General features: G+C 62.0%; 14 protein-coding genes. 6 read left to right on the top strand and 8 right to left on the bottom strand.

Annotation, left to right across the window (positions count from 1 at the left end; all coding sequences use genetic code 11):
• Window positions 1-7 precede the first annotated feature (7 nt).
• Complete coding sequence (locus GTP58_RS12660) at window positions 8-1,303, bottom strand: efflux RND transporter periplasmic adaptor subunit (RefSeq protein ID WP_229215553.1); 1,296 nt, start codon at window positions 1,301-1,303, stop codon at window positions 8-10.
• A 158-nt stretch (window positions 1,304-1,461) separates the two neighbouring features.
• On the opposite strand from GTP58_RS12660, the gene GTP58_RS12655 reads away from it, so the two are divergent.
• Window positions 1,462-2,820, top strand: a complete 1,359-nt coding sequence (locus GTP58_RS12655) for a sigma-54 dependent transcriptional regulator (protein ID WP_161077767.1) — start codon at window positions 1,462-1,464, stop codon at window positions 2,818-2,820.
• Entirely contained in the window at window positions 2,810-4,042 is a 1,233-nt protein-coding gene (locus GTP58_RS12650) for a PAS domain-containing sensor histidine kinase (protein ID WP_161077766.1), read from the top strand. Before GTP58_RS12655 ends, GTP58_RS12650 begins: the two co-directional genes overlap by 11 nt.
• Here GTP58_RS12650 and GTP58_RS12645 read toward each other — a convergent pair.
• The 4 genes from GTP58_RS12645 to GTP58_RS12630 form a co-directional block, all read right to left on the bottom strand.
• A complete protein-coding gene (locus GTP58_RS12645) occupies window positions 4,039-4,491 on the bottom strand; it encodes a GNAT family N-acetyltransferase (protein ID WP_072782763.1) in 453 nt (150 codons plus the stop codon). The two genes, GTP58_RS12650 and GTP58_RS12645, sit on opposite strands and share 4 nt — an antisense overlap.
• Window positions 4,492-4,553: 62 nt before the next feature.
• Entirely contained in the window at window positions 4,554-4,979 is a 426-nt protein-coding gene (locus GTP58_RS12640; protein ID WP_072782760.1) for an organic hydroperoxide resistance protein, read from the bottom strand.
• 433 nt (window positions 4,980-5,412) lie between these two features.
• The gene (locus GTP58_RS31375; protein WP_373924745.1) at window positions 5,413-5,547 is read right to left on the bottom strand and encodes a helix-turn-helix domain-containing protein; all 135 of its coding nucleotides are present in this window, start codon (window positions 5,545-5,547) and stop codon (window positions 5,413-5,415) included.
• Window positions 5,548-5,586: 39 nt separating this feature from the next.
• Window positions 5,587-6,711 carry a hypothetical protein gene (locus tag GTP58_RS12630; protein WP_161077764.1) on the bottom strand — a complete coding sequence of 375 codons (1,125 nt, stop codon included), beginning with the start codon at window positions 6,709-6,711 and terminating at the stop codon, window positions 5,587-5,589.
• Window positions 6,712-7,652: 941 nt separating this feature from the next.
• Here GTP58_RS12630 and GTP58_RS12625 point away from each other — a divergent pair.
• Complete coding sequence (locus tag GTP58_RS12625) at window positions 7,653-8,411, top strand: ABC transporter ATP-binding protein (RefSeq protein ID WP_161077763.1); 759 nt, start codon at window positions 7,653-7,655, stop codon at window positions 8,409-8,411.
• Window positions 8,395-9,846: a hypothetical protein gene (locus GTP58_RS12620; protein ID WP_161077762.1), complete on the top strand. Its 1,452-nt coding sequence runs from the start codon at window positions 8,395-8,397 to the stop codon at window positions 9,844-9,846. Before GTP58_RS12625 ends, GTP58_RS12620 begins: the two co-directional genes overlap by 17 nt.
• A 104-nt stretch (window positions 9,847-9,950) precedes the next feature.
• Here the strand turns inward: GTP58_RS12620 and GTP58_RS12615 are convergent, their stop codons facing one another.
• Entirely contained in the window at window positions 9,951-12,524 is a 2,574-nt protein-coding gene (locus GTP58_RS12615) for a TonB-dependent receptor (RefSeq protein ID WP_161077761.1), read from the bottom strand.
• 196 nt (window positions 12,525-12,720) lie between these two features.
• On the opposite strand from GTP58_RS12615, the gene GTP58_RS12610 reads away from it, so the two are divergent.
• The gene (locus GTP58_RS12610) at window positions 12,721-14,805 is read left to right on the top strand and encodes a TonB-dependent siderophore receptor (RefSeq protein ID WP_161077760.1); all 2,085 of its coding nucleotides are present in this window, start codon (window positions 12,721-12,723) and stop codon (window positions 14,803-14,805) included.
• Window positions 14,806-14,861: 56 nt separating this feature from the next.
• Window positions 14,862-17,168: a sulfite reductase flavoprotein subunit alpha gene (locus tag GTP58_RS12605; RefSeq protein ID WP_202413715.1), complete on the top strand. Its 2,307-nt coding sequence runs from the start codon at window positions 14,862-14,864 to the stop codon at window positions 17,166-17,168.
• Between the two features lie 14 nt (window positions 17,169-17,182).
• Here GTP58_RS12605 and GTP58_RS12600 read toward each other — a convergent pair whose 3' ends face one another.
• Together GTP58_RS12600 and gshA are read right to left on the bottom strand one after the other, a co-directional pair.
• On the bottom strand, window positions 17,183-18,226 hold the full coding sequence (locus GTP58_RS12600) for a histone deacetylase family protein (protein ID WP_161077758.1): 1,044 nt from the start codon (window positions 18,224-18,226) through the stop codon (window positions 17,183-17,185).
• Window positions 18,226-19,830, bottom strand: a complete 1,605-nt coding sequence (gene gshA / locus GTP58_RS12595; protein ID WP_161077757.1) for a glutamate--cysteine ligase — start codon at window positions 19,828-19,830, stop codon at window positions 18,226-18,228. The genes GTP58_RS12600 and gshA overlap by 1 nt, the downstream gene beginning before the upstream one ends.
• Window positions 19,831-20,040: the final 210 nt, after the last annotated feature.

Here is a 20,040-nt window from a genome sequence, read left to right as displayed (position 1 = left end):
TGAGAGGTTACTGCGTAATGTGCAACCGTGGTGAATTTCCGTAGGCCGCATAGCTGGACAGGATGACCTTGTCGCCAGCGTTCAGGCCCGCCAGTATTTCGACCTGGCGGTTGTTGCGGCGGCCGGTGCGAATGGCGCGGCGTTCGGCGTGACGGCCCGCTGCATCCAGCACATACACCCAGGCGCCGCCGCTGTCGCTGATGAAAGCCCCATTCGGCAGCAGCAGCGCCGGCGCAGGTTCGCCCAGCGTGATGCGCGCGTCCAGGCTCTGGCCGGGATTGAGTATGGGCGGCTGGCCGCGCGTGAACACCAGTTCAACGGTGAAGCGGCCGTCCTTGATCTGCGGGTAGATGGTGCGGATATCGGCGGCGTAACTGTGGCCATCCTGCTGCACGCTGGCGTGGCGGCCGACGGCCATGCGGTTCAGGTAATACTCGTCCACATTGGCGGACAGCTTGAAGCGTTCGGGATCGTCGATACGGCCGATGTTTTTACCGGTGGCGATGGACTCGCCCACCTGCAGCCGGAAATTGGTCAGGCGACCTGCCACCGGCGCACGCACTGCCAGTGCATCGACGGTAGCGGAAACCAGTTTGAGGCCGGAGCTCAGGCCCTGTATGGCGCTTTCCAGTTGTTGTTCGGCGGCGTCGCGTACGCTGGATTCGGCAACAGACGATTGCTGCTCCTGGCGGAGCGCGCGCTGCTGCTGCGCGAGACGGTCTGCCGACTCCTCCAGTGCCACACTGGAGATAAAACCCTGCGCCGCCAGCCGTGCATTGCGCGCATGCTGCTTGCTGGCCTGGTCGAGCGCAAACTGCAGGTCATCCAGGCGCCGCTGGTGCTCGCTGGCGCTGGCCTGCTGCGATACACGCAGATTGGACAGGTTGAAGATGCTGACCGCATGTTCCGACTGGCGCGCCAGCAGTTCCAGGTTGCGCTGCGGGTTGGAGATGCGGAACAGCAGCTGGCCTTGTTTCACCAGCGCGCCATCGGTGGCCAGGACTTCTTCCACGCGGCCGGATTCCACCGCGTCCAGTATCACGGAGTTGAGCGGTTCGGCATTGGCGCGCACGATCACTTCATCGAGGAACACACCACGCGCGGCCTGGCCGATGCGCAGATCGGCGCCGTCGATTTGCAGGCCGTGCGGCGTCCAGTACCACAGCGCGGCAGCGGCGCACAGTAGTGCCGCGATCACCGCAGTCACGATGGCGGCACGCCTGCCGCGACGGCGTGGCACCACGGTATCCATGGTCGAACCACTGTGCGGCGGCAAGTCGATGAATTTTTTTTTAATGTGCATGCAGGGCTTACTGCAAACGCCGTGCCACCCTGGAAAACGCGGGTTTATGGCCATGCCGGCCAGCAGGTGTTCATTTCCGGACAGTGCGTGCTGTTCGCAAGTGAACAGACGTCCAAAGCGGCGGTTTACAGCGTTCTCACGGCTGCTAGAATGGCCGCATGTCCTCTTATGTCCTGATTCTTGATGATGATGCCGATGTGGCGACTGCCGCGCAATTGCTGCTGCGCCGCCGCTACACGCAGGTAGCGACGCTGTGCGATCCGGCTGGATTGCCGGCGCTGCTGGCACGCGGCGTGCCGGATGTGGTGCTGCTGGATCTGAACTTCACGCCGGGCCGCATCAACGGTGCGGAAGGCCTGGCCCTGCTGGACCTGTTGCGCTCCCAGGCCCGCCCGCCTGCGGTGATTGCCATGACTGCGTATGCTGATGTGCCGCTGGCGGTGGAAGCGCTCAAGCGTGGCGCCGGCGATTTCATCACCAAGCCCTGGGATAACACCCGTCTGATCGCGGCAGTGGACCAGGCGCTGGCACGCCGCGATGCCGTGCGTGGCGGTGCGGTCGGAGCACCGGAGCTCATGGGCGAGTCGCGTGCCATGCGCGAGTTGAAGGCCTTGATTGCCAGCGTGGCGCCAACCGAAGCCAATGTGATGGTGCTGGGTGAGAATGGCGTCGGCAAGGAACTGGTGGCGCGCGCCATTCATGCCGCGTCGCGCCGTGCCGTCGGCACGCTGCTGGCGGTGGATATGGGGGCGCTGCCCGAGTCCACCTTTGAAAGTGAATTGTTCGGCCATCGCAAAGGATCGTTCACGGATGCGAAGGCCGACAGGGCGGGGCGCTTTCAGGCGGCGCGTGGCGGATCGCTGTTCCTGGACGAGATAGGCAATATGCCATTGGCGGCGCAGGCCAAGTTGCTGACAGCGCTGGAGCGGCGTGAAGTGACGCCAATTGGCGCCGACAAGCCGGAGGCCATCGATGTGCGCATCATCAGCGCCACCAATCTGGACGAGGCGCGCCTGTTTGATCCATCGGCATTCCGCGCGGACTTGCTGTTCCGTCTGAATACGATTGTGCTGCGCGTGCCGCCGTTGCGCGAGCGGCGTGAGGACGTGCCGCTGTTGTTGCGGCACTATCTGACCTTGTACCAGCAGCAGTATGACCGGCCGGCGCGCAGCATCTCCGCAGCAGCGATGGATATGCTGGTGCGGCACGATTGGCCGGGCAATGTGCGGGCCTTGCGGCACGCCTGCGAACGTGCCGTGATTCTCGGGCAGCACGGCGAATACAGCGTGGCAGATTTTGGTCTCGCCGCCGCCGTGCCGGTGTCTGCGTCCGCTGCGGAGCCAGTGGTGATGGTTACGGCTGCCACGGCAGGCGGCGACATGACGCTGGACGCCATCGAGCGGACGGCGATTGCCGCCACGCTGGCCCAGTTCAACGGCAATATCAGCCACGCGGCCAAGACGCTGGGGATCAGCCGTGCGGCCCTGTACCGCAAGCTGGGCAAGCATGGCATCTGAAGCGGCGCTCAAGTGGGGCGTGGCGGCCGGTGCGGCCGGCTTGATGGCGTTGACTGCCACGGCGGACCTGCTGTCCGCCGCGCCGGAACCGCGCCGCATCGTGCTGTGTGGCCTGCTGGCCATCGTTCCCGTCAGCCTGGTATGGCAATGCCTGCGCCGCCTTGCGCCACGCATGCCGCGCATGGAAAACGACGCCGCGGCCGGGGTTGAAACGCCGCGCGGGCTGGCCGACACCGTCCTGGCACTGGAAGCGCGGCTGGAACACGCGCCCATCGCCTTATTCCGGATTGAGAACGCCAGCGGCGCTGGTGCGGTCGCGCCGCTCAACGCCAGCGCGCGCCGCGTACTGGCGCCTGGCCGCGCGAGCACGCCGCAAGCGCTGCAGCAGCTACTGGCGGCGCAGCCGGCGGGCCATCGCCAGCTGGTCAGCTTCGACACCGAACGTGGCGCCGAACGCGCACTGGTCGCCGTCGCCGCGCTGACCTTGCAGGGCGGCGCCCATCGCCTCGCTGCCTTGATGCCGGTGGAAAGCCAGCTGGAAGCCGAAGCCCTGAACGCCTGGCGCGAACTGGTACAGGTGCTGACGCATGAAATCATGAATTCGCTGACGCCGGTGGCATCGCTGTCGCGCACAGCCTGCGGCCTGCTCGATGAAGTGCGGGACAGCCTCGCCGCTGACATCCATGCCGATCTGGACACCGCGCTGGACGCCATCGCGCGGCGTGCCGCCAGCCTGGTGGATTTCGTTGGCAGTTACCGCAGCCTGTCCACGGTGCCGCAGGCGCAGCCGCAACGTATTCCGCTACGGGCGTTGTTTGAACGTCTGGAAGCGCTGCTGCAGCCGCAATGGCAGGCGCAGGGCGGCAGGCTGGCTTTCTCGGTGGAGCCGGCGTCGCTGGAGGTGATGATAGATCCCGGCCAGCTGGAACAGGCCCTGATTAATCTGCTCAAGAATGCCGCGGAAGCAGCGGGCGTGAATGCACAGGCCCAGGTCAGCGCCCGTTTGAGCCGTGGTGGAAGACTGCGTATCGAAGTGGCGGACAATGGCCCAGGCGTGCCGGAAGCGCTGGCGGCGCACATCTTCACCCCATTCTTCTCGACGAAGAAACAGGGCCGGGGCATCGGCCTGGCGATGGTACGCCATCTGGTGCACGGCAACGGCGGCACCGTGCGTTATGCGCGCACGGTCGGCACCGGTGCGCGCTTCATCCTGACTTTTTAACGCACCATATCAACGTGCATGATGCCGTCTTCGTCATACGGCGCTGTCACGGTCTTGAAGCCATAGCTACCGTAGAATTTTTCCAGGTGCGCTTGCGCGCCGATGCGGAAGGCATGGCCCGGATGCAGTTTCTCAGCCAGCGGGATGGCCTTGGCCAGCAGCTCGCGGCCCACGCCGGTGCCACGGCCGGCCTGCGTGGTCAGCACGCGGCCCAGCGACATCTCGGTGTACTTCACGCCAGGGGGCACGCAGCGCAGGTAGGCCAGCAGCGTGCGCTTGCCGTCGATCTCGCGCCAGCCCATCAGGTGATGGCAGAGCGGATCAACGCCGTCGATGTCGGGATACAGACAGGTTTGTTCGAGGATGAAAACTTGCTGGCGCTGGTACAGCACTTCGTACCAGTCGCTGCGGGGGATATCGTCAAAAGCCAGCCAATGCCACTCAATCATTGCTTCTCTCGTCAGGGATCAAAGCAATGATTGTATGTGAAAAGGCTGACTCGGGTACCTGCTTAGACGATGGTCAGGGTAACGTCGATGTTGCCACGGGTGGCGTTCGAGTATGGGCAGACGATGTGCGCTGCGTCGACCAGTTTTTGTGCGGTTTCGCGGTCCAGGCCTGGCAGCGAGATTTTGTGCTCAACCTGGATGCCGAAGCCGGTCGGGATAGGGCCGATGCCGACCGAGGTTTCCACCGACAGGTCCGCTGGTACGGCGATCTTGTCGCGGCCGCCAACGAATTTCATGGCGCCGATGAAGCAGGCTGCGTAGCCCGAGGCAAACAGCTGTTCCGGATTGGTGCCATCGCCGCCGGCGCCGCCCAGTTCTTTCGGGGTGCTCAGCTTGACGCTCAGTTTGCCGTCCGTCGAAGCGGATTGGCCTTCGCGGCCGCCGGTGGTTTTAGCGTGTGCGGTGTACAGTACTTTTTCGATCGACATGATAGTTCCTTTCAGTGAGTGAAACGCATTAAGTTAGTTGCCAATTTAATCGCTTGCTATCTACCTTCAGGTATAACAGCTTGCTAATCTACTACAACTGACGCCGTTCGCAGCGCCCATGTACCCACTATACATAGCGTGCGATCTAATAGCAAGCTATTTTTTATGTAATTTTGATGTGGCTGGGCGCTCGACCCTTGATGATCCGTACAAAAGGTCGCAAACAGGTAAATAAAGTCGCAAATGAAGCAAAATAGTTGCAAACACATCGCCGGGCTGTTTCATATGATCCTTCATAGCCTAGCTCTTTGAGATCCAGATGGAGCTGTCTCAAATTGCGCCGTTGCTTACGAGGCTTTGTGGTCTCGGCCTTGAGCCAGCCTGATAGCTGTACCGATTATTTATCCACGCCACTAGTTGATCGCCGCTCCGCCTAGGAGGGCTCCGTCGTTTCCGATCGCAGATAGCGTCGGACGGTGTTACGTGAGATGTCGAGCCGTCTGGCTATGTCTCGTATGGGGATCTGGTCACGAAGGTGCCAGCGTCGAATTATTCCTAGCCATATCACGGCGATCACTCCGATCTCCTGCCGTATCGAGGCCTTGCTTCATGTCCTTAACTCCCAAATCAGGTCATTGCGAAGTGTTTGCCAGTGAGTATCCAGATTGTCCGGAAAATAAGAGGACATCAGCACCAGCCGATGTCCGTGGGGCGGATCGGGATTATAGGTTGCAATGAGGAACTGCAAACCTTTTCTTGCGGCGAGCTGAACTTTTCCGCCATGAAACATGATGAATGCTTTATTAGCTGTTTGGAATTGTTGCTCGATCTGATTCTTGTAGGTTACGCCATGTCGTTGCCACAATAAATCGACAAGTGCGGCATTGCAGTAGGGACTCCCAGTCGCAAAGAGCTTCTCGAAACGAGACGCTCCATTGACCACATCGCCGTGGGGGAAAATTTCGCTACGCATCATGGCCGTGTCCGCAATCCCGCAGCCTAAAAGGTCCGCCCGGGAGATGCTGTAGCGCAGGTGCGCGGCCCACCAAGCGGCCTCGGCAGGACGGTTGTTTCCGTGCTGGTTGCAACAATGCTTCTCGTAGTGGTCCTTGAGGTTGGGGCCATCCATCTGGGCAGCCGGATAAACGCCTGAGAGGGGAACGCATTCCGTATGGGCTTTGGTCCAGATCTTCATGAGGTCTTTCGACACACCATCCCTGCGCAGCGTACCTACCAAGCCTACGAGTTTCAAGACATTGGTCAGATGCATAGCCCGATACTCGGCCCCATTGGAGAAAACGGTATCTCGCAGATGGGCGATTGCTGTGTGAGCCTCGGGTTTGGCGTTCAAGAAATTGAAAAGCGCGTTCTTGTCAAGGTCAGGCAAATTGCAGATGGTGTCAACGAATTCATCATCTAATGCAATCACTGGCCGTTTGACTGACAGGAACCATACCTTTTGGTTTCCGGAAAGCCTCGCATTGAGGCGAACCAAGTGTGATATCCGCGCAGCCGGTGCGCCGGTCAGATACTTCAGCAACTCAGTGACACGCACGATATTTCTAAGGAGTAAATGGATGCACTCCAGATCCGTCGAAAAATCGCTAGTCAAAATAGCATCGACTGTAGCCCTGAACTGCGGCGCTCCACAGTAGAGGTTGGGTAAAGCTTGTACTTGGTATCTTGAGCGCAGCCTCTGCAATTCAGGATTTACCGCCAGCACCGGAGCCACTACAAAAACTGGTGGTTGCGGAGGAATCGGAACACAAAGATGGGCAACTGGGCGTCCAAATGCATCACCGGCTACGTTCGTCCCGCATGTAACACATGTCACCATGATTTCCTTTCGGAAGGAAAAATAAAATTATTTACCACAAATATTTTAAAACATTGCGGCAAATTTCCATGAATTGCCTGAGGCTGTAGTGGACCCCGAATCTGAGACGGTAGTTTAAGCTGTCGTCCGTGAGAGGATGATAGCGCATGAGTGAAGAAAAAAACGCAGGGTGCACACGGCGGAGTTCAAGGCCAAGGTTGGTCTGGAGGCGGTGCGCGTAGTGAAGACGGTGACGGAGATCGCGCAGGATATGGCGTGTGTTCGGTTGCTCGCAGAATTGACCCACTCCAACTGACCCGCCTTCCACTGCCTGGTGAATGCCGCCACGCGATCATATGATCCTTCATAGCCGAGCTCTTTGAGATCCAGATGGAGCTGTTTCAAATTGCGCCGTTGCTTACAAGGTTTTGTGGTCTCGGCCTTGAGCCAGCCTGATAGCTGTACCGAGTATTTATCCAAGCCACTAGTTGATCGCCGCTCCGCATAGGAGGGCTCCGTCGTTTCCGATCGCAGATAGCGCCGGATGACGCCAAAGGCTCGCTAGGGGCTGAAGCATAAATCGGCAGTGGCTATCAATTCAATCTGTTCAATATTGCTAATATTTTAATCCAAATGATGGTCTGTGAGCGCATCTTAATCGGGGCTAACAAAAATCATATTCTTATGAAAAAAAGTAACTTGTTATAGGGTAGTGACGTAATTAATATTCAGGAAATAGTGATAAAAATATTATTTAATGAATACTGGGGTGAGATTTATATATTTGACTTTGGAAAATGGTCCATTAGGTAATCTAAATAAAAGCATCGAATAACCATTTCCTTTTTTGAGAAAACATGTCTGTCCCTAACAATCACGCTCTTGAACTCTGTGGACTCAGCAAAAAATTTGAACAGCCCGCAGTGAATGGGCTGGACCTCACTGTGCAGCGCGGAGAAATCTACGCGCTGCTGGGCCCAAACGGCGCTGGCAAGACCACCACGTTGCGCATGGCGACCGGCCTGCTGTTGCCTGACGCTGGCAGCGTACGCATCTTCGGCATCGATTTGCACGCCCGGCCGCAGGCCGCGAAACAGGCGCTGGCCTATTTGCCCGATGAGCCGCTGCTGTACGGCAAACTCACGGCGCTGGAGTATCTGGTTTTCATGGCGGGCCTCTGGAGCGTGCCTTCCGACCAGGCCGCCGCCAGCGCGGCGGAACTCCTGGCATTGCTGGGTCTTGCTGCCCACGCGCAGCAGCTGACCGAAACCTATTCGCGCGGTATGAAGCAGAAACTGGCGCTGGCCGGCGCCTTGATCCATCAGCCTTCGCTGATTGTGCTGGACGAACCGCTCACGGGACTCGACGCCCATGCGGCGCGGCAGGTCAAAGATCTGTTGCAACGCCATACTGCCGTGGGCGGTACCGTGCTCATGACCACCCACATTCTCGACGTCGCGGAGCGCATGGCTGATCGCATCGGCATCCTGCAACAGGGACGGCTGATCGGCCAGGGCAGTCTGGAGCAATTGCGGGCGCGGGCGCAGCAGCGCGATGCCTCACTGGAAGATGTCTTCCTGCGTCTGACGGAGCGTGACCATGAAACCGCTGGCTGAGTTACTGTCGCTACGTCCTGGCGGCGCTCCCTGGCTGATGCGCCACGAACTGCGTCTGTTCGCCGCCGACTCGGCGGCGGCCGTTAGCCGCGCCCTGCAACGCGCGCCCAACCAGCGCGCCATGCCTGCGGCGGTACTGGGGTGGATGGTCGCGGTCTATGTGGTGCTGCACCTGGCCGCGTGGAACGTCCTGCCCACCTTGCCCTTCTGGCGGCCAACGGAAAGTATCAGCCAACGCCATCTCGACGGCGCAGTCGTTGCCGTGCTGTTCATCCTGATGCTGTCGGCCGCGATGATACGCTGCGTCCATGTGATGTACAGCCGCAGCGACCTCGATCTGCTGCTGTGTTCTCCCGTGCCGGGCAGTACCATCCTGCGTGCGCGCCTGGGCGGTGTGGTGCTGGGAACGTTGCTGTTGGCGCTGTTCCTGGTCACCCCTGTCATCCATGTAGGCATACTCACTGACCGGCCACGGTTATTGGCGTTGTATCCGGGGCTGGTGGCCATGGCCATGATTGCAGCAAGCCTGGGGATGACGTTCGTGATCCAGCTCGCGCGGCTGATCGGGTCACGCTATACCTCGCTGTTTGCGCAAATGCTAGGCACCGTTGTCATCGTGTGGCTGTGCTATATGCCGCAGGTACAGCAAGCCATCCCGGTTGCCATCAAGACTAGCTTGTCCCACCTGCTGGACGATGGCGCCGTGCTGGGACCGGCCAGCCCGCTCTGGCTGCCGGTACAGGCGCTGCAGGGCAGTCCGCTTCCGCTGCTGCTGTTTTGTCTGGCGGCGTTGGGCTCTGCACAACTGGCCGCTGCGCTGCTGCAGCACAGCTTCCTGCGCCTGTTGCAGCAGGGGCGCAATTCGCCGCGCGGCATAGCGCGTCTCGCGTTGGGGATGCGCTTACACTTCGGTCACGACCTGCGGTGGCTGCTGATCTACAAGGAATGGCTGCTGCTTGTGCGTCAGCCCATGTTCCTGGGCCAGATCGCCGCCAGGTTCGTCTGGCTGGTGGTGGCCTTTGCCGCTGCCGGCACCGACAGCTTGCGACCGCTGGTGATTGCGGCCATCGCCGTCTATGCCACTGCGGGACTGGCCGGCATTCTGACGCGCCTGATTGAAGCGGGCGAAGCGGCGTGGGACTTGCTGTCATCGTCGCCGCTGGCGCCCGCCACGATCAGCACCGCCAAGCGCCGGGCGGCGCTGATCCCGGCCCTGTTGCTGGGCGTGCCTACACCGCTGTGGCTGGGTATCGCCAATCCGACGCTGGGCATACTGACAGCGATTACCGTCGCAGGCGCGTGCGGTTCGGCCCATCGCCTCAACCTGGCGCGGCGCCATCTTCCCGCTGCGCAAATGGTGACGTCCGTGCGGGAAGTGCTGAGCAATGGCGTCTGGGTGCTGTTGCTGCTGATCGCCTATGCGATCCTTGGATAAGCCATCTCTGCTCACACCAGATCGACAGCGTTATCCGTTCTGTCTGCGCGCATAAAAAAAGCCCGCACAGAGGCGGGCCTAAAGAAGAGACAAGCAGAGACAGCTTAGAACTTGTGCGTCAGCTTGAGCGAGGCAAAGCGTCCGCGCGGATCAGCCTGGGTAAAGTCGAAGAAGGCGGTCGACGAATCCCACGACGGACGCTTGTTGCCGAGGTTGAGTACCGTCAGGCCAACCGCAGTCTGTTTGGTCACCTGATACGCCAGGTTCAGGTCCAGCGTGGCAAACGGCGCCACGGTGTCGCCCTTGCGCGTGGTTTGCTCGTAACCGTCCACATAGGTCCAGGTCAGCGTGTTGGACCACTTGCCCAGGTCCCAGGTGGCGGAGGTCACGCCGCGCCATTTCGGAATCGAGCCGAAGTAGTTGGTGCCGGCGCCATTGGTCAGCGGCTCGCCGGTGGACAGCGGCGCTTCAAACGTGAGCACGCGGCTCAACTGGCCGTTCAGCGTCACATTGCCCCATTGCTGGCCGACGATGCGGTGGCGCAGGTCGAGGTCGACACCGGATACGCGGCGCTCGCCCTGGTTGGCGTACTGGCGGTACAGCGTCAGGATGCGGCCGTCGGCGCCGCGCACGATGTTCTGCGGTGCGCTTGCTTCGTTGGCGATGATGGTGTCGGCGCTTTCGGTGCCGATCACGCCCTGCTGGCGGATGCGGTAGTAGTCCATGCCGACGCTGGTGTCCTTGGTCGGCGCAACCACCAGCCCCAGGTTCAGGTTGTTGGAGCGCTCAGGCTTCAGTTCCGGATTGGCGCGCGTGATGTTGGTGATGCCGCGCGCCTGGGTCGGCGAGACCGGATCGCGCGGATCGAGCACGCTGCCGTAGCTGACGGCGGTACTGTTGGTAATCTCCGGCAGCGATGGGGCGCGGAAGCCGCGCGAGGCGGTACCACGCAGCAGCAGCCACTGGTACGGCTCGTAGCGCAGGCTGGCCTTGGGCGAGAAGGCGCTGCCGAAGTCGTCGTAGTGGTCGGCGCGGCCGGCCACGTTCAGACTCAGGTCCTTGCGTACCGGGACGTTGAATTCAGCAAAGGCTGCCGAGACATCGCGCTTGCCCTTGATGATGTTGATGGCCGGGCGCAGTTCGGTACCGCTCAACACGGCGGTCGAGGTGTTGGAGTCCATTTCCTCACGGCGCCACTGGCCGCCAAACGCGAAGCCGACATCGCCGGCCGGCAGCGCGAACAGATCTTTCGAGGCCGAGAAGTCCAGCGTGGTCAAGGTCGATTCGGCCGGGCGCAGCGTGGCAAGACGCAGGCTCTGGCGCAGGGCTTCGCTGTTCTTCGACTGGTCGGCGAAGTTATACGTGCCCTTGGCCAGCACGTCCTGGAACACGTAGCGGTTGACGAAGTTATCGACCGTTTCCTTGAGCTTGCTGCCGGAGCGGCCGATCGATGCGTCGTAGGTCCAGCCGGCCGCCGTGCCTTTGATGCCGGTCAGTGCGCGGTAGAAATCTACGCGGCCGACCTTCAGGCGCGGGCCGAGGTCGAACAGCGTGGCGTTGATGCCGACAGGGGTGCTGCCTGGATTGTTCGGGTGGCCTACCGGCAGCGTGACAGCGATGTTATCCAGCGACTGGGTGGCGTTATTCCACGCGCGCAGGCCGGTGCCGACCGACAGCGGCGGACCAAAGGTCTGTTCCGCGCTCGAGTAGCCGTACATCAGGTCGGCGTAGAGATCGGTGTCCTCATTGAGGCGCAGGGTGCCCACCAGCGAGGTGTGTACGCGCTTTACGCCCGGGATCAGGGTTTTGTACGGCGCCGGATTGTAGGCCAGCACATTGCCGGTCTTGCCCGGGGTGATGTCGCCGTAAGGCACCAGCTGCAGCGGACCTTGCACGCCGCCCAGCAGCTTGGTGGGATCGGTGCCGTAGTAGTTGGTCGGGGTCCACGACAGCGAGCCGTTTTTGTAGCCACGGAAGTCGTTGCCAGCCAGCCAGGCCACATCGCTTTGCTGCAGCTTGTCGCGCTCCATGGCGTCGGCCGAGAACACCACGCTGTAGCCATCGGTGGCCAGGTCGCCAAAGCCGGTTTTCAGCGCCACGTTCTTTTCGGTCTGGCCGGTGCCTTCGGTGGAGCTGCCCACCTGTGCCTTGATTTCGGTGCCGGTGAATTGCTGATACAGGATGATGTTGACCACGCCAGCCACCGCGTCCGAACCGTACACGGACGATGCGCCATCCTTCAATACCTCAATGCGCTGCACCGCTTCCATCGGCAGGCTATTCAGGTCGACAAAGGTCTGTTGCAGGTCTTGCGCGGTGGCGAAGCTGGACACGCGCTTGCCGTTCACCAGGATCAGCGTGTTTTGCTGGCCCAGGCCGCGCAGCGACAGGCCGGCGGTACCGGCCGAGAAGCTGCCCGTATATTGTTCGTTGTAGCTGTTGCCGCTGTTGGCCGAGATCGCGCGCAGCACGTCGGCGACCGAGGTCTTGCCGGTGCCTTCGAGATCCTTGGCGGTAATCACCTGGACCGCGCTCGGGCCTTCTTTCTGGGTGACGCGGATGTTAGAACCGGTAATGACGACGCGCTCCAGCTCAGGGGCGGCGGCGTCTTCGGCACTGGCGTAGCCGGGGAAGGCGGCGGCCAGCGCAAAGAGCAGGGGGGAGGTACGATATTTCATGAATTAAGTAAGTTGTATAGACAGGTAGAGGGGTATATGCACTATACCGGTGCATCTTTCTATCTGGAACGAATCATTTACTGTTTGCTTATATGGATTTTGCATAGTTTTACAAAGTTGTACGACAACGTAATTGATAATCATTCGTATTACTTATAGAATGTGCAGCTTCATTTCCCTACTTTCCCGCCTTCCCATGCGTCTGCTGCCCCTGTACCTCGCCCTGTCCGCCGTATTCCCCGCATTTGCCCAGGAGGCGGATGAGCAGGTGCTGCATGCGGTCAAAGTCACGGCCGCGCGCGCCGATGGTTTTGCGCCCAAAACCGTGGAGGCGGGCAGCTTCCGGGGCGCGGACATCATGGATGTGCCGTCGACCGTCAACGTGGTCACGCGCGAGGTGCTGGAATTGCAGGCCGCTGGCGGCTTGTACGACGCCTTGCGCAATACCGCTGGCGTCAGCCGCCAGCAGAACGGCGGCGACACGTGGGATCAGCTGGTCATCCGCGGCATCGCGGTGGAAAACCGCACCAACTACCGCCTCAATGGCACGCTGCCGATCATGAACTTCTCGCAGGTGCCGATGGAGGACAAGGAGCGCGTGGAAGTGCTGAAAGGCGCCACCGCCCTGTACTACGGCTTTACCTCGCCGGCCGGCGTGGTGAACTTCGTCACCAAGCGCGCCGGCGCCACGCCGGTGAGCACGGTCGGGATGATGGTGGATCAGAACGGCAGCGCCGTCGCGACCGCCGATGTGGCGCGCCGCTTTGGCGAAGCGCAGCAGGTCGGCGTACGCATCAACGCCGCTGGCGGCACGCTGGGTTCCTACCTGGACAACGTCGGCAACGGCAACCGCAAGTTCGCCTCGGCGGCGCTGGACTGGCGCGTGAACGCGCGCCTGCTGCTGAAAGCGGACCTGGAATACGACAAGCGCCGCGTCACCGAGCAGGCCGGCATTGCCCTGCCTGCAGCGGTGGGCGGCGCGATCGCGCTGCCACCGGCGGTCGATCCCAAACGCCTGATCGGTCCGGACTGGGCCACATTTGAAGCCGAGACCAAGAACCTGCTGCTGCGCGCCGACTATGCCCTGAGCGACAACTGGGCGCTGACCGTCGAAGCCGGCCACTCCGAAACCGCGCGGGACCGCGGCCTGGCCATCTTCCGCCTGACCAATGCTGCCGCGCTGGTGACTGGTGCTGGCCGCATCACCGGCAATCTGCAGCACAGCGTGGTCGATTCCGACATGCTGCGCGCCGAAGTGGCAGGGACGGTCATGACCGGCGCGGTGCAGCATGATGTGACGGTTGGCGCTACCCGCACCGACAAGGGTCAGGACCCGATCTATCAGGCCAACTACACTATCGCCGCGCAGAACCTGTACAAGCCGGTGCCGATTACCAGCTACACCATCAGCCCATATCCGACGGCGCCTACCACCGCGGCGCTGGACTCGCGCGACGAGGGCGTGTACGCGATCGACCGCCTGACGCTCTCGCCGGACTGGCAGGCGGTGGCGGGCCTGCGCAATGTGCAGTACCGCAGCGACCAGGGTGCGAATCACTATGACGTCAGCAAGACCACGCCGATGGCGGCGCTGATCTACAAGCTGAATCGCGACCTGTCGTTCTACCTGTCGTCGTCGCAAGGGCTGGAAGAGGGCGAGACGGCGCCGACCGGCAGCAGCAACGTCGGCGAGCGCATGGCGCCAGGAGTCAGCCGCCAGAAGGAACTGGGCGCGCGCTGGCGCGTGCCGGGCGGCACGCTGGTGCAGGCGGCGGTGTTTGATATCAGCCGTCCGGGCTACTACACCAACACCGCCAATGTGTTCACGGCGGATGGCGAACAGCGTTATCGCGGCCTTGAACTGTCGGCGCAGGGCAGGCTGACGCGCCAGCTGTCGTGGCAGACGTCGGCGCAGTGGATCGATCCTGAATTCCGCCATATCAATGCAGACTACAACGGCAAACTGCCGGAAAACGCATCGAAGCAGACCGGCAGCGCTTTCCTGTCGTATGAACTGGCGTCGCTGCCTGGTTTGTCCTTCAACGGCGGCGCGTATTACACCGGCCGCCGTCCGGTCAACGATTTGAACCAGGCCTTCCTGGGCGGCGTGACCCTGTTCAGCGCAGGCGTGCGTTACGCCACCGCCATCATGGGCAAGCACACCGTGTTGCAGGCCAACGTCGATAACGCGGCCGACAAGCAGTATTGGGCTGGCGCGGGCACGCGGCTGGCTTCCGGCGCACCGCGCCTGATTAAACTCAGTGTGAAGGTCGACCTGTGAAAAAGCTCTGGTTTCAGCTGCATTGGTTTGTCGGCATAACGGCCGGCACGGTATTGATGGTGATAGGCCTGAGCGGCGCTGTCCTCGCTTTTCGTGAACAGATCCTCGACGCGCTGAATCCCGGCGTGCGCAATGTCGCGGTGCAGAACACGCCGGTGCTGACACCGCAGGAATTCATGACCGCCGCCCGCGCCCTGAAGCCGCACGAGCGCGTGACCAGCATCATCCTGTACGACACGCCGGGTTCCAGTGCGCGCATCGGCCTCGCGCCAGCGCCGGGCGTGCGCAAGGGCGAAACGATTTACCTCAATCCCTACAACGCCGCCTTGCTGCCGGAACTGGCTGGTGAAGATTTCTTTGAATGGGTGGAGCAGCTGCACCGCTTCCTGCTGCTGCCGCGTGATCCGGGAAAAGTTGTCAGCGGCACGCTGGCGTTTTGCCTGATGGGCCTTGCGCTGAGCGGCCTGTATCTGCGCTGGCCGCGCCGTGTGTGGGACTGGCGCACCTGGCTGACGTTTGATGTACGCATGAAGGGACGCTCTTTCCTGTGGGGGCTGCACTCGGTGGCAGGCACCTGGGTGATGGTGGTGTTCCTGGTGTTCACCGTGTCGGGCGTGTACTGGGCTTTCGACCCTATCCGCGACATGGCGGATGGCTGGATGGGCACATTGCGTCCGCCGCGCGAGGCGGCTGCTGCCAAGCCCAAGGCGCCCAAGCCGCCGAAAGCCGAAGCGGCCGATCTGAACCCGAGCTGGGAAACGTTCCAGAAGAACGCGCCCAACTGGCATATGGCTTTCCTGCGGCCGCCGGAGCGCGCCAGCCAGCCGATGCAGATTCTGTGGGTCGCCAAGGATGCGCCCCACGTGCGTGCGCGCAGCAGCATGTCGCTCAATCTGCAGACCGGCGCGCTGCTGAAGAGCGAGCTGTATGCCGACAAGCCGGCCGGCGCGCGCTTCCAGTCGGTGATTTATCCGCTGCACCTCGGTACCTACTTTGGCATCACGGGGCAAATCATTGTGTTCATTGCGGCGCTGGCGCTGCCGGGCTTTGGCATCACCGGCTGGATGCTGTATCTGAACCGGCGCAAGCAGAAGCGTATTGCCCGCGCCGAGCGCGCGCAGTTTGCCGCCTCCGCCTCGGCCGCGACACAGGATGACCCGGTACTGATGGCGTATGCCAGCCAGACCGGCCAGGCCGAACGTCTGGCGCTGCAAAGCGCCGCCGCGCTGCAAAAGGCCGGGGTGGCGGTGCATGTGCAATCGCTGGAACAACTGACGCCGCCGCAGCTGGGCCAATACCGCCGTGCGCTGTTCGTCGCCAGCAGCTTTGGCGAGGGCGAACCGCCGGACAGTGCGCGCCGCTTCAGCCGTCTGCTGCAAGGCGCGAAGGAAGAATTGAAGCATATGCAGTACGCCGTGCTGGCGCTGGGCGACCGCAACTATGCTGAGTTCTGCGGCTTTGGCCGTACGCTCGACCAGCGTCTGGCTTTGCTTGGCGCGCAGCCGCTGCATCCGATGATCGAAGTCGATAACGGCGATGCAGGCGCACTGGCGCGCTGGGGCAGCGCGCTGCGTGAAATGATGGGCGGTACCGCTGATGTCACACTGTCGGCCGCTGCCGACGACAGTGATTACGCCACCTGGCATCTGGCCGGCCGCAAGCTGCTCAATCCCGGCAGCGTCGGCTTCCCGCTGTACGAAATTACGCTGACCGGCGATATCGGCGCTGGCTGGCGTCCCGGTGCGCTGGTCGATATCTGGCCGGGTCATTACGGCAAGGACGCTACGCCGCGCCGCTACTCGCTGGCGTCCATTCCGCAGGATGGCAGCATGCAGCTGGTGGTGCGCCAGGTTGGCCTGGCTTCCGGCTGGCTGACCGCGCAAGCGGCGATCGGTGACGCGGTCCGTGTCCGCCTGATCGCCAATCCTTCTTTTGACGCGGCTGCGCAAACGGCGCCGGCCATCTACATCGGCAATGGCTCCGGCATTGCCGGCCTGCGTTCGCATCTGCGCGCCCGTGTGCTGGAAGGTGCAACGCGCAACTGGCTGATCTTCGGCGAACGTCAACGCGAACACGATGCCATCTGCGCGGAAGAAATCCACGGCTGGCGCAGCAACGGCTTCCTGCCGGAGCTGGACCTGGTGTATTCGCGCGACGCAGAGGGCGGCGGCTATGTGCAGAACCGCCTGCGCGAGCGCGCCGATGCCGTGCATGCCTGGCTCAACGACGGTGCCGTGATTTTTGTCTGCGGCAGCCTGCAAGGCATGGCTGGTGGTGTAGATGAAGCACTGGCCGCCATCATCGGCCGCGAACAACTGGCGCAGCTGGCGGAGCAGGGACGCTACCGCCGCGATGTCTATTGATCCGGCCTCACTGATTACAGAGCGGTCTCGTAGCCTTCCAGCACGTTGACCACGTTGATGCCCAGTTCTTTGACGGCATAGCCGCCTTCAAAGATGAAGGCGGTCGGCAGGTTGAGCCACGCCAGGCGTTCGCCGATTTTGAGATAGTCGGCACTCTGCAGCGTGAAGCGCGACAGCGGATCGCCCGCGAACGTGTCCACGCCCAGCGACACCACCAGCGCATCCGGTGCAAAGCTGCCGATGCGGATGCAGGCGGTTTCCAGCGCCGCCAGCCACGCCTTGGCGCTGGTGCCTGCCGGTAGCGGGATGTTCAGGTTGTAGCCGAGGCCAGCACCTTCGCCGCGTTCGTCGGCGTGGCCGAGATAGAACGGGTACTCATTGCGCGGATCGGCATGCAGGGAAATGAACAGCACATCATCGCGGTTGTAGAAGATGCTCTGTGTGCCATTGCCGTGGTGGTAGTCGATATCGATGATGGCGACCTTGCGTGCGCCGTCGTCCAGCATGTGCTGCGCCGCCAGCGCGGCATTGTTCAGGAAGCAGTAACCGCCGAAGAAATCGGCGCCTGCATGGTGGCCCGGCGGACGGCTCAGCACAAACGCGGCGCGTTCACCGAGACGCAGCGCATGCGCCGCGTTGACCGCGCAATCGGCGCCGGTCTTGGCGGCGGTCCAGGTGCCGGCGGTCAGCGGTGTGCCGCTGTCGATTGAATACAGGCCCATTTTGGCGCAGAAGTTGTCCGGCTCGATATCGTCGCGCAGCGTGCGGACCGGCCACACGGCGGGGAAGGCGTCCTTGCCGGCATTGGCCGGGTCCAGCGCCACCCATTCGCTCCAGGCGTTGCGCAGGAAGTGCAGGTAGCGCGGCGTGTGGATGCGCTCCAGCGACATCAAGGGCACGCCATGCGGTGTAACGATGCGGCCCAGGCCGCGACGACCCAGCTCCGCCAGCACGGCATCCGCGCGTTCCGGCTTTTCAAAACACGGCACCATCTCGCCACGAAAAATCTCGTAGCGGCCACGGTGCTGCGCGTGCTGTTCGTTGTAGAAAGTGAGCATTAATCACAGTCCAGGCGCGACTGGCACAGGTTGCTGGCGCGGTAGGCGGCGACGTAATCGTCAAAGTCGGTTTGCGGTGCAGCTTCCATCTCGGCCTGTTCGGCCAGCGAGATGGCGGCCAGGTTGTCGAAGTAGGCCGCTTCCTCGGCGCTGGGCGGATGGCTGCGGAAGTAGGCCGCGTGCTTTTCGCTTTGCGCCAGCGCGAAGGCGCTGAACGATTTGCCGTTGGCGCGCAGTGCGGCCAGCACCTTCGCCGATGGCGTCAGTTCCGGATCTTGCAGCTTGGCTGCCTGCGCCTTCAGCGTGTCGACATGCACGCTGTCGCCGCGCAGCGTATCGAGCAGGGCCGCCACCGGGCGGATACGCTCCAGCAGCTCCGCGCCCCATACCGGCAGTGGTACTTCTTCGACACCGTTGTGCAGCGTCAGGCCCGGACGACGGCCTTCCTTCACGGTACGCGCGAAGTTCTCGGTGTAGCGCGCGCTTTGCTCCGGCGTGGTGGTCGGGCTTTCCTCCAGCGCGCAGAACAGCAGGAAGGCGTCGAGGAAGCGGCCGGTGGCGACGTTGATGCCGACCGGCTCGAACGGATCGACGTCCATGCAGCGCACTTCGATGTACTGCACGCCACGCGCACACAGCGCCTGGATCGGACGCTCGCCGGTCTGGATCACGCGCTTGGGACGGATGGTCGAGTAGTACTCATTCTCGATCTGCAGCACATTGGTGTTCAGCTGTATCCATTCGCCATCGCGTTTGGTGCCGAGTTTGGCGTACGGCTCGTACGGCTGGTTGACAGCCTTGGTCATCGCCGCCACGTAGCTGTCCAGGCAGTTCTCGTGCGGGCTCAGGCCCGACTGCGCATCGTTCTGATAACCGAGGTCGCTCATGCGCAGGCTGGTGGCGTACGGCAGATACAGCGTATCGGCGGACAGCGCTTCCAGCTTGTGCGGGCGGCCGCGCAGGAAGCCGGCCGACAGCACCGGCGAGGCGCCGAACAGGTACATCAGCAGCCAGCTGTAGCGGCGGAAGTTGCGGATGGCGGCCAGATAGGCTTCCGACTGGAAGGAGCGCGGCGTCAGCGGCTTGCCGACGGTTTCTTCATGCTCGGCCAGCACGCGCCACAGGCGCTCGTCGAGCGAGTAGTTATAGTGGATGCCGGCGATGCATTGCATGGCCTTGCCATAGCGTAGCGCCAGGCCGCGGCGGTACACATGCTTGAGCGTGCCCAGGTTGGAGCTGCCGTACCAGGCAATTTCAATCTCTTCTTCCGGCGGCAGCTGGCATGGCATGGACTGGCTCCACAGCAGCTCGTCGCCAAGTTTGCTGTAGGCGTAGCGGTGGATGCCATCCAGTTTGGCGATGGTGTCGGCAATGTCTTTTTCGGCCGGGGTAATGAATTCCAGCAGGGTTTCAGCGTAGTCCGTGGTGATCTGCGGATGCGTCAGTGCCGCCCCCATGGCCACCGGATGCCGCGTGCGCGCCAGATGACCCGCGCGGTCCACGCGCAAAGTCTCCCGTTCGATGCCGCGCAGGCCGCCAGCCAGCACGGCGCGGTGTTTTTCATCGGCCAACAAGGCCAGGCGACGTGTCAAAAGAGTTGGCAATTTGAAATCCTTTCTGGTGCAGCAAATAAATTATTGGTGCTGAGAGTAACCGAAATTGGCCGAACTCGCCGGCAGGCGGCAAAAAGAGCATTTTAACAAAAGCCGGGATAACTCTTGGTTAGTCAGCGTCCCGTACTTTTGCCATCGCGGACAGAACGTTTGGCAAACGGGAAAATTTTGTGTTCGCTTTGAAGCTACTCATAATCAGTC

It is taken from the genome of Duganella sp. CY15W (assembly GCF_009857555.1).
In the GTDB taxonomy this organism is placed as follows: Bacteria; Pseudomonadota; Gammaproteobacteria; order Burkholderiales; family Burkholderiaceae_D; genus Rugamonas; species Rugamonas sacchari.
Note: the sequence above shows the minus strand (reverse complement) of the source record. Positions and strands in the feature narration are given on the sequence as shown.

What these genes read in the sequence shown, in the direction of transcription:
- GTP58_RS12625 (WP_161077763.1), top strand. Translation starts at nt 7,653, where the DNA reads ATGTCTGTCCCTAACAATCACGCTCTTGAACTCTGTGGACTCAGCAAA.
- GTP58_RS12640 (WP_072782760.1), bottom strand. Translation starts at nt 4,979, where the DNA reads ATGTCGATCGAAAAAGTACTGTACACCGCACACGCTAAAACCACCGGC.
- GTP58_RS12655 (WP_161077767.1), top strand. Translation starts at nt 1,462, where the DNA reads ATGTCCTCTTATGTCCTGATTCTTGATGATGATGCCGATGTGGCGACT.
- GTP58_RS12600 (WP_161077758.1), bottom strand. Translation starts at nt 18,226, where the DNA reads ATGCTCACTTTCTACAACGAACAGCACGCGCAGCACCGTGGCCGCTAC.
- GTP58_RS12660 (WP_229215553.1), bottom strand. Translation starts at nt 1,303, where the DNA reads ATGCACATTAAAAAAAAATTCATCGACTTGCCGCCGCACAGTGGTTCG.
- GTP58_RS12645 (WP_072782763.1), bottom strand. Translation starts at nt 4,491, where the DNA reads ATGATTGAGTGGCATTGGCTGGCTTTTGACGATATCCCCCGCAGCGAC.
- GTP58_RS12620 (WP_161077762.1), top strand. Translation starts at nt 8,395, where the DNA reads ATGAAACCGCTGGCTGAGTTACTGTCGCTACGTCCTGGCGGCGCTCCC.
- GTP58_RS12605 (WP_202413715.1), top strand. Translation starts at nt 14,862, where the DNA reads ATGGTGATAGGCCTGAGCGGCGCTGTCCTCGCTTTTCGTGAACAGATC.
- GTP58_RS12610 (WP_161077760.1), top strand. Translation starts at nt 12,721, where the DNA reads ATGCGTCTGCTGCCCCTGTACCTCGCCCTGTCCGCCGTATTCCCCGCA.
- GTP58_RS12650 (WP_161077766.1), top strand. Translation starts at nt 2,810, where the DNA reads ATGGCATCTGAAGCGGCGCTCAAGTGGGGCGTGGCGGCCGGTGCGGCC.
- GTP58_RS12615 (WP_161077761.1), bottom strand. Translation starts at nt 12,524, where the DNA reads ATGAAATATCGTACCTCCCCCCTGCTCTTTGCGCTGGCCGCCGCCTTC.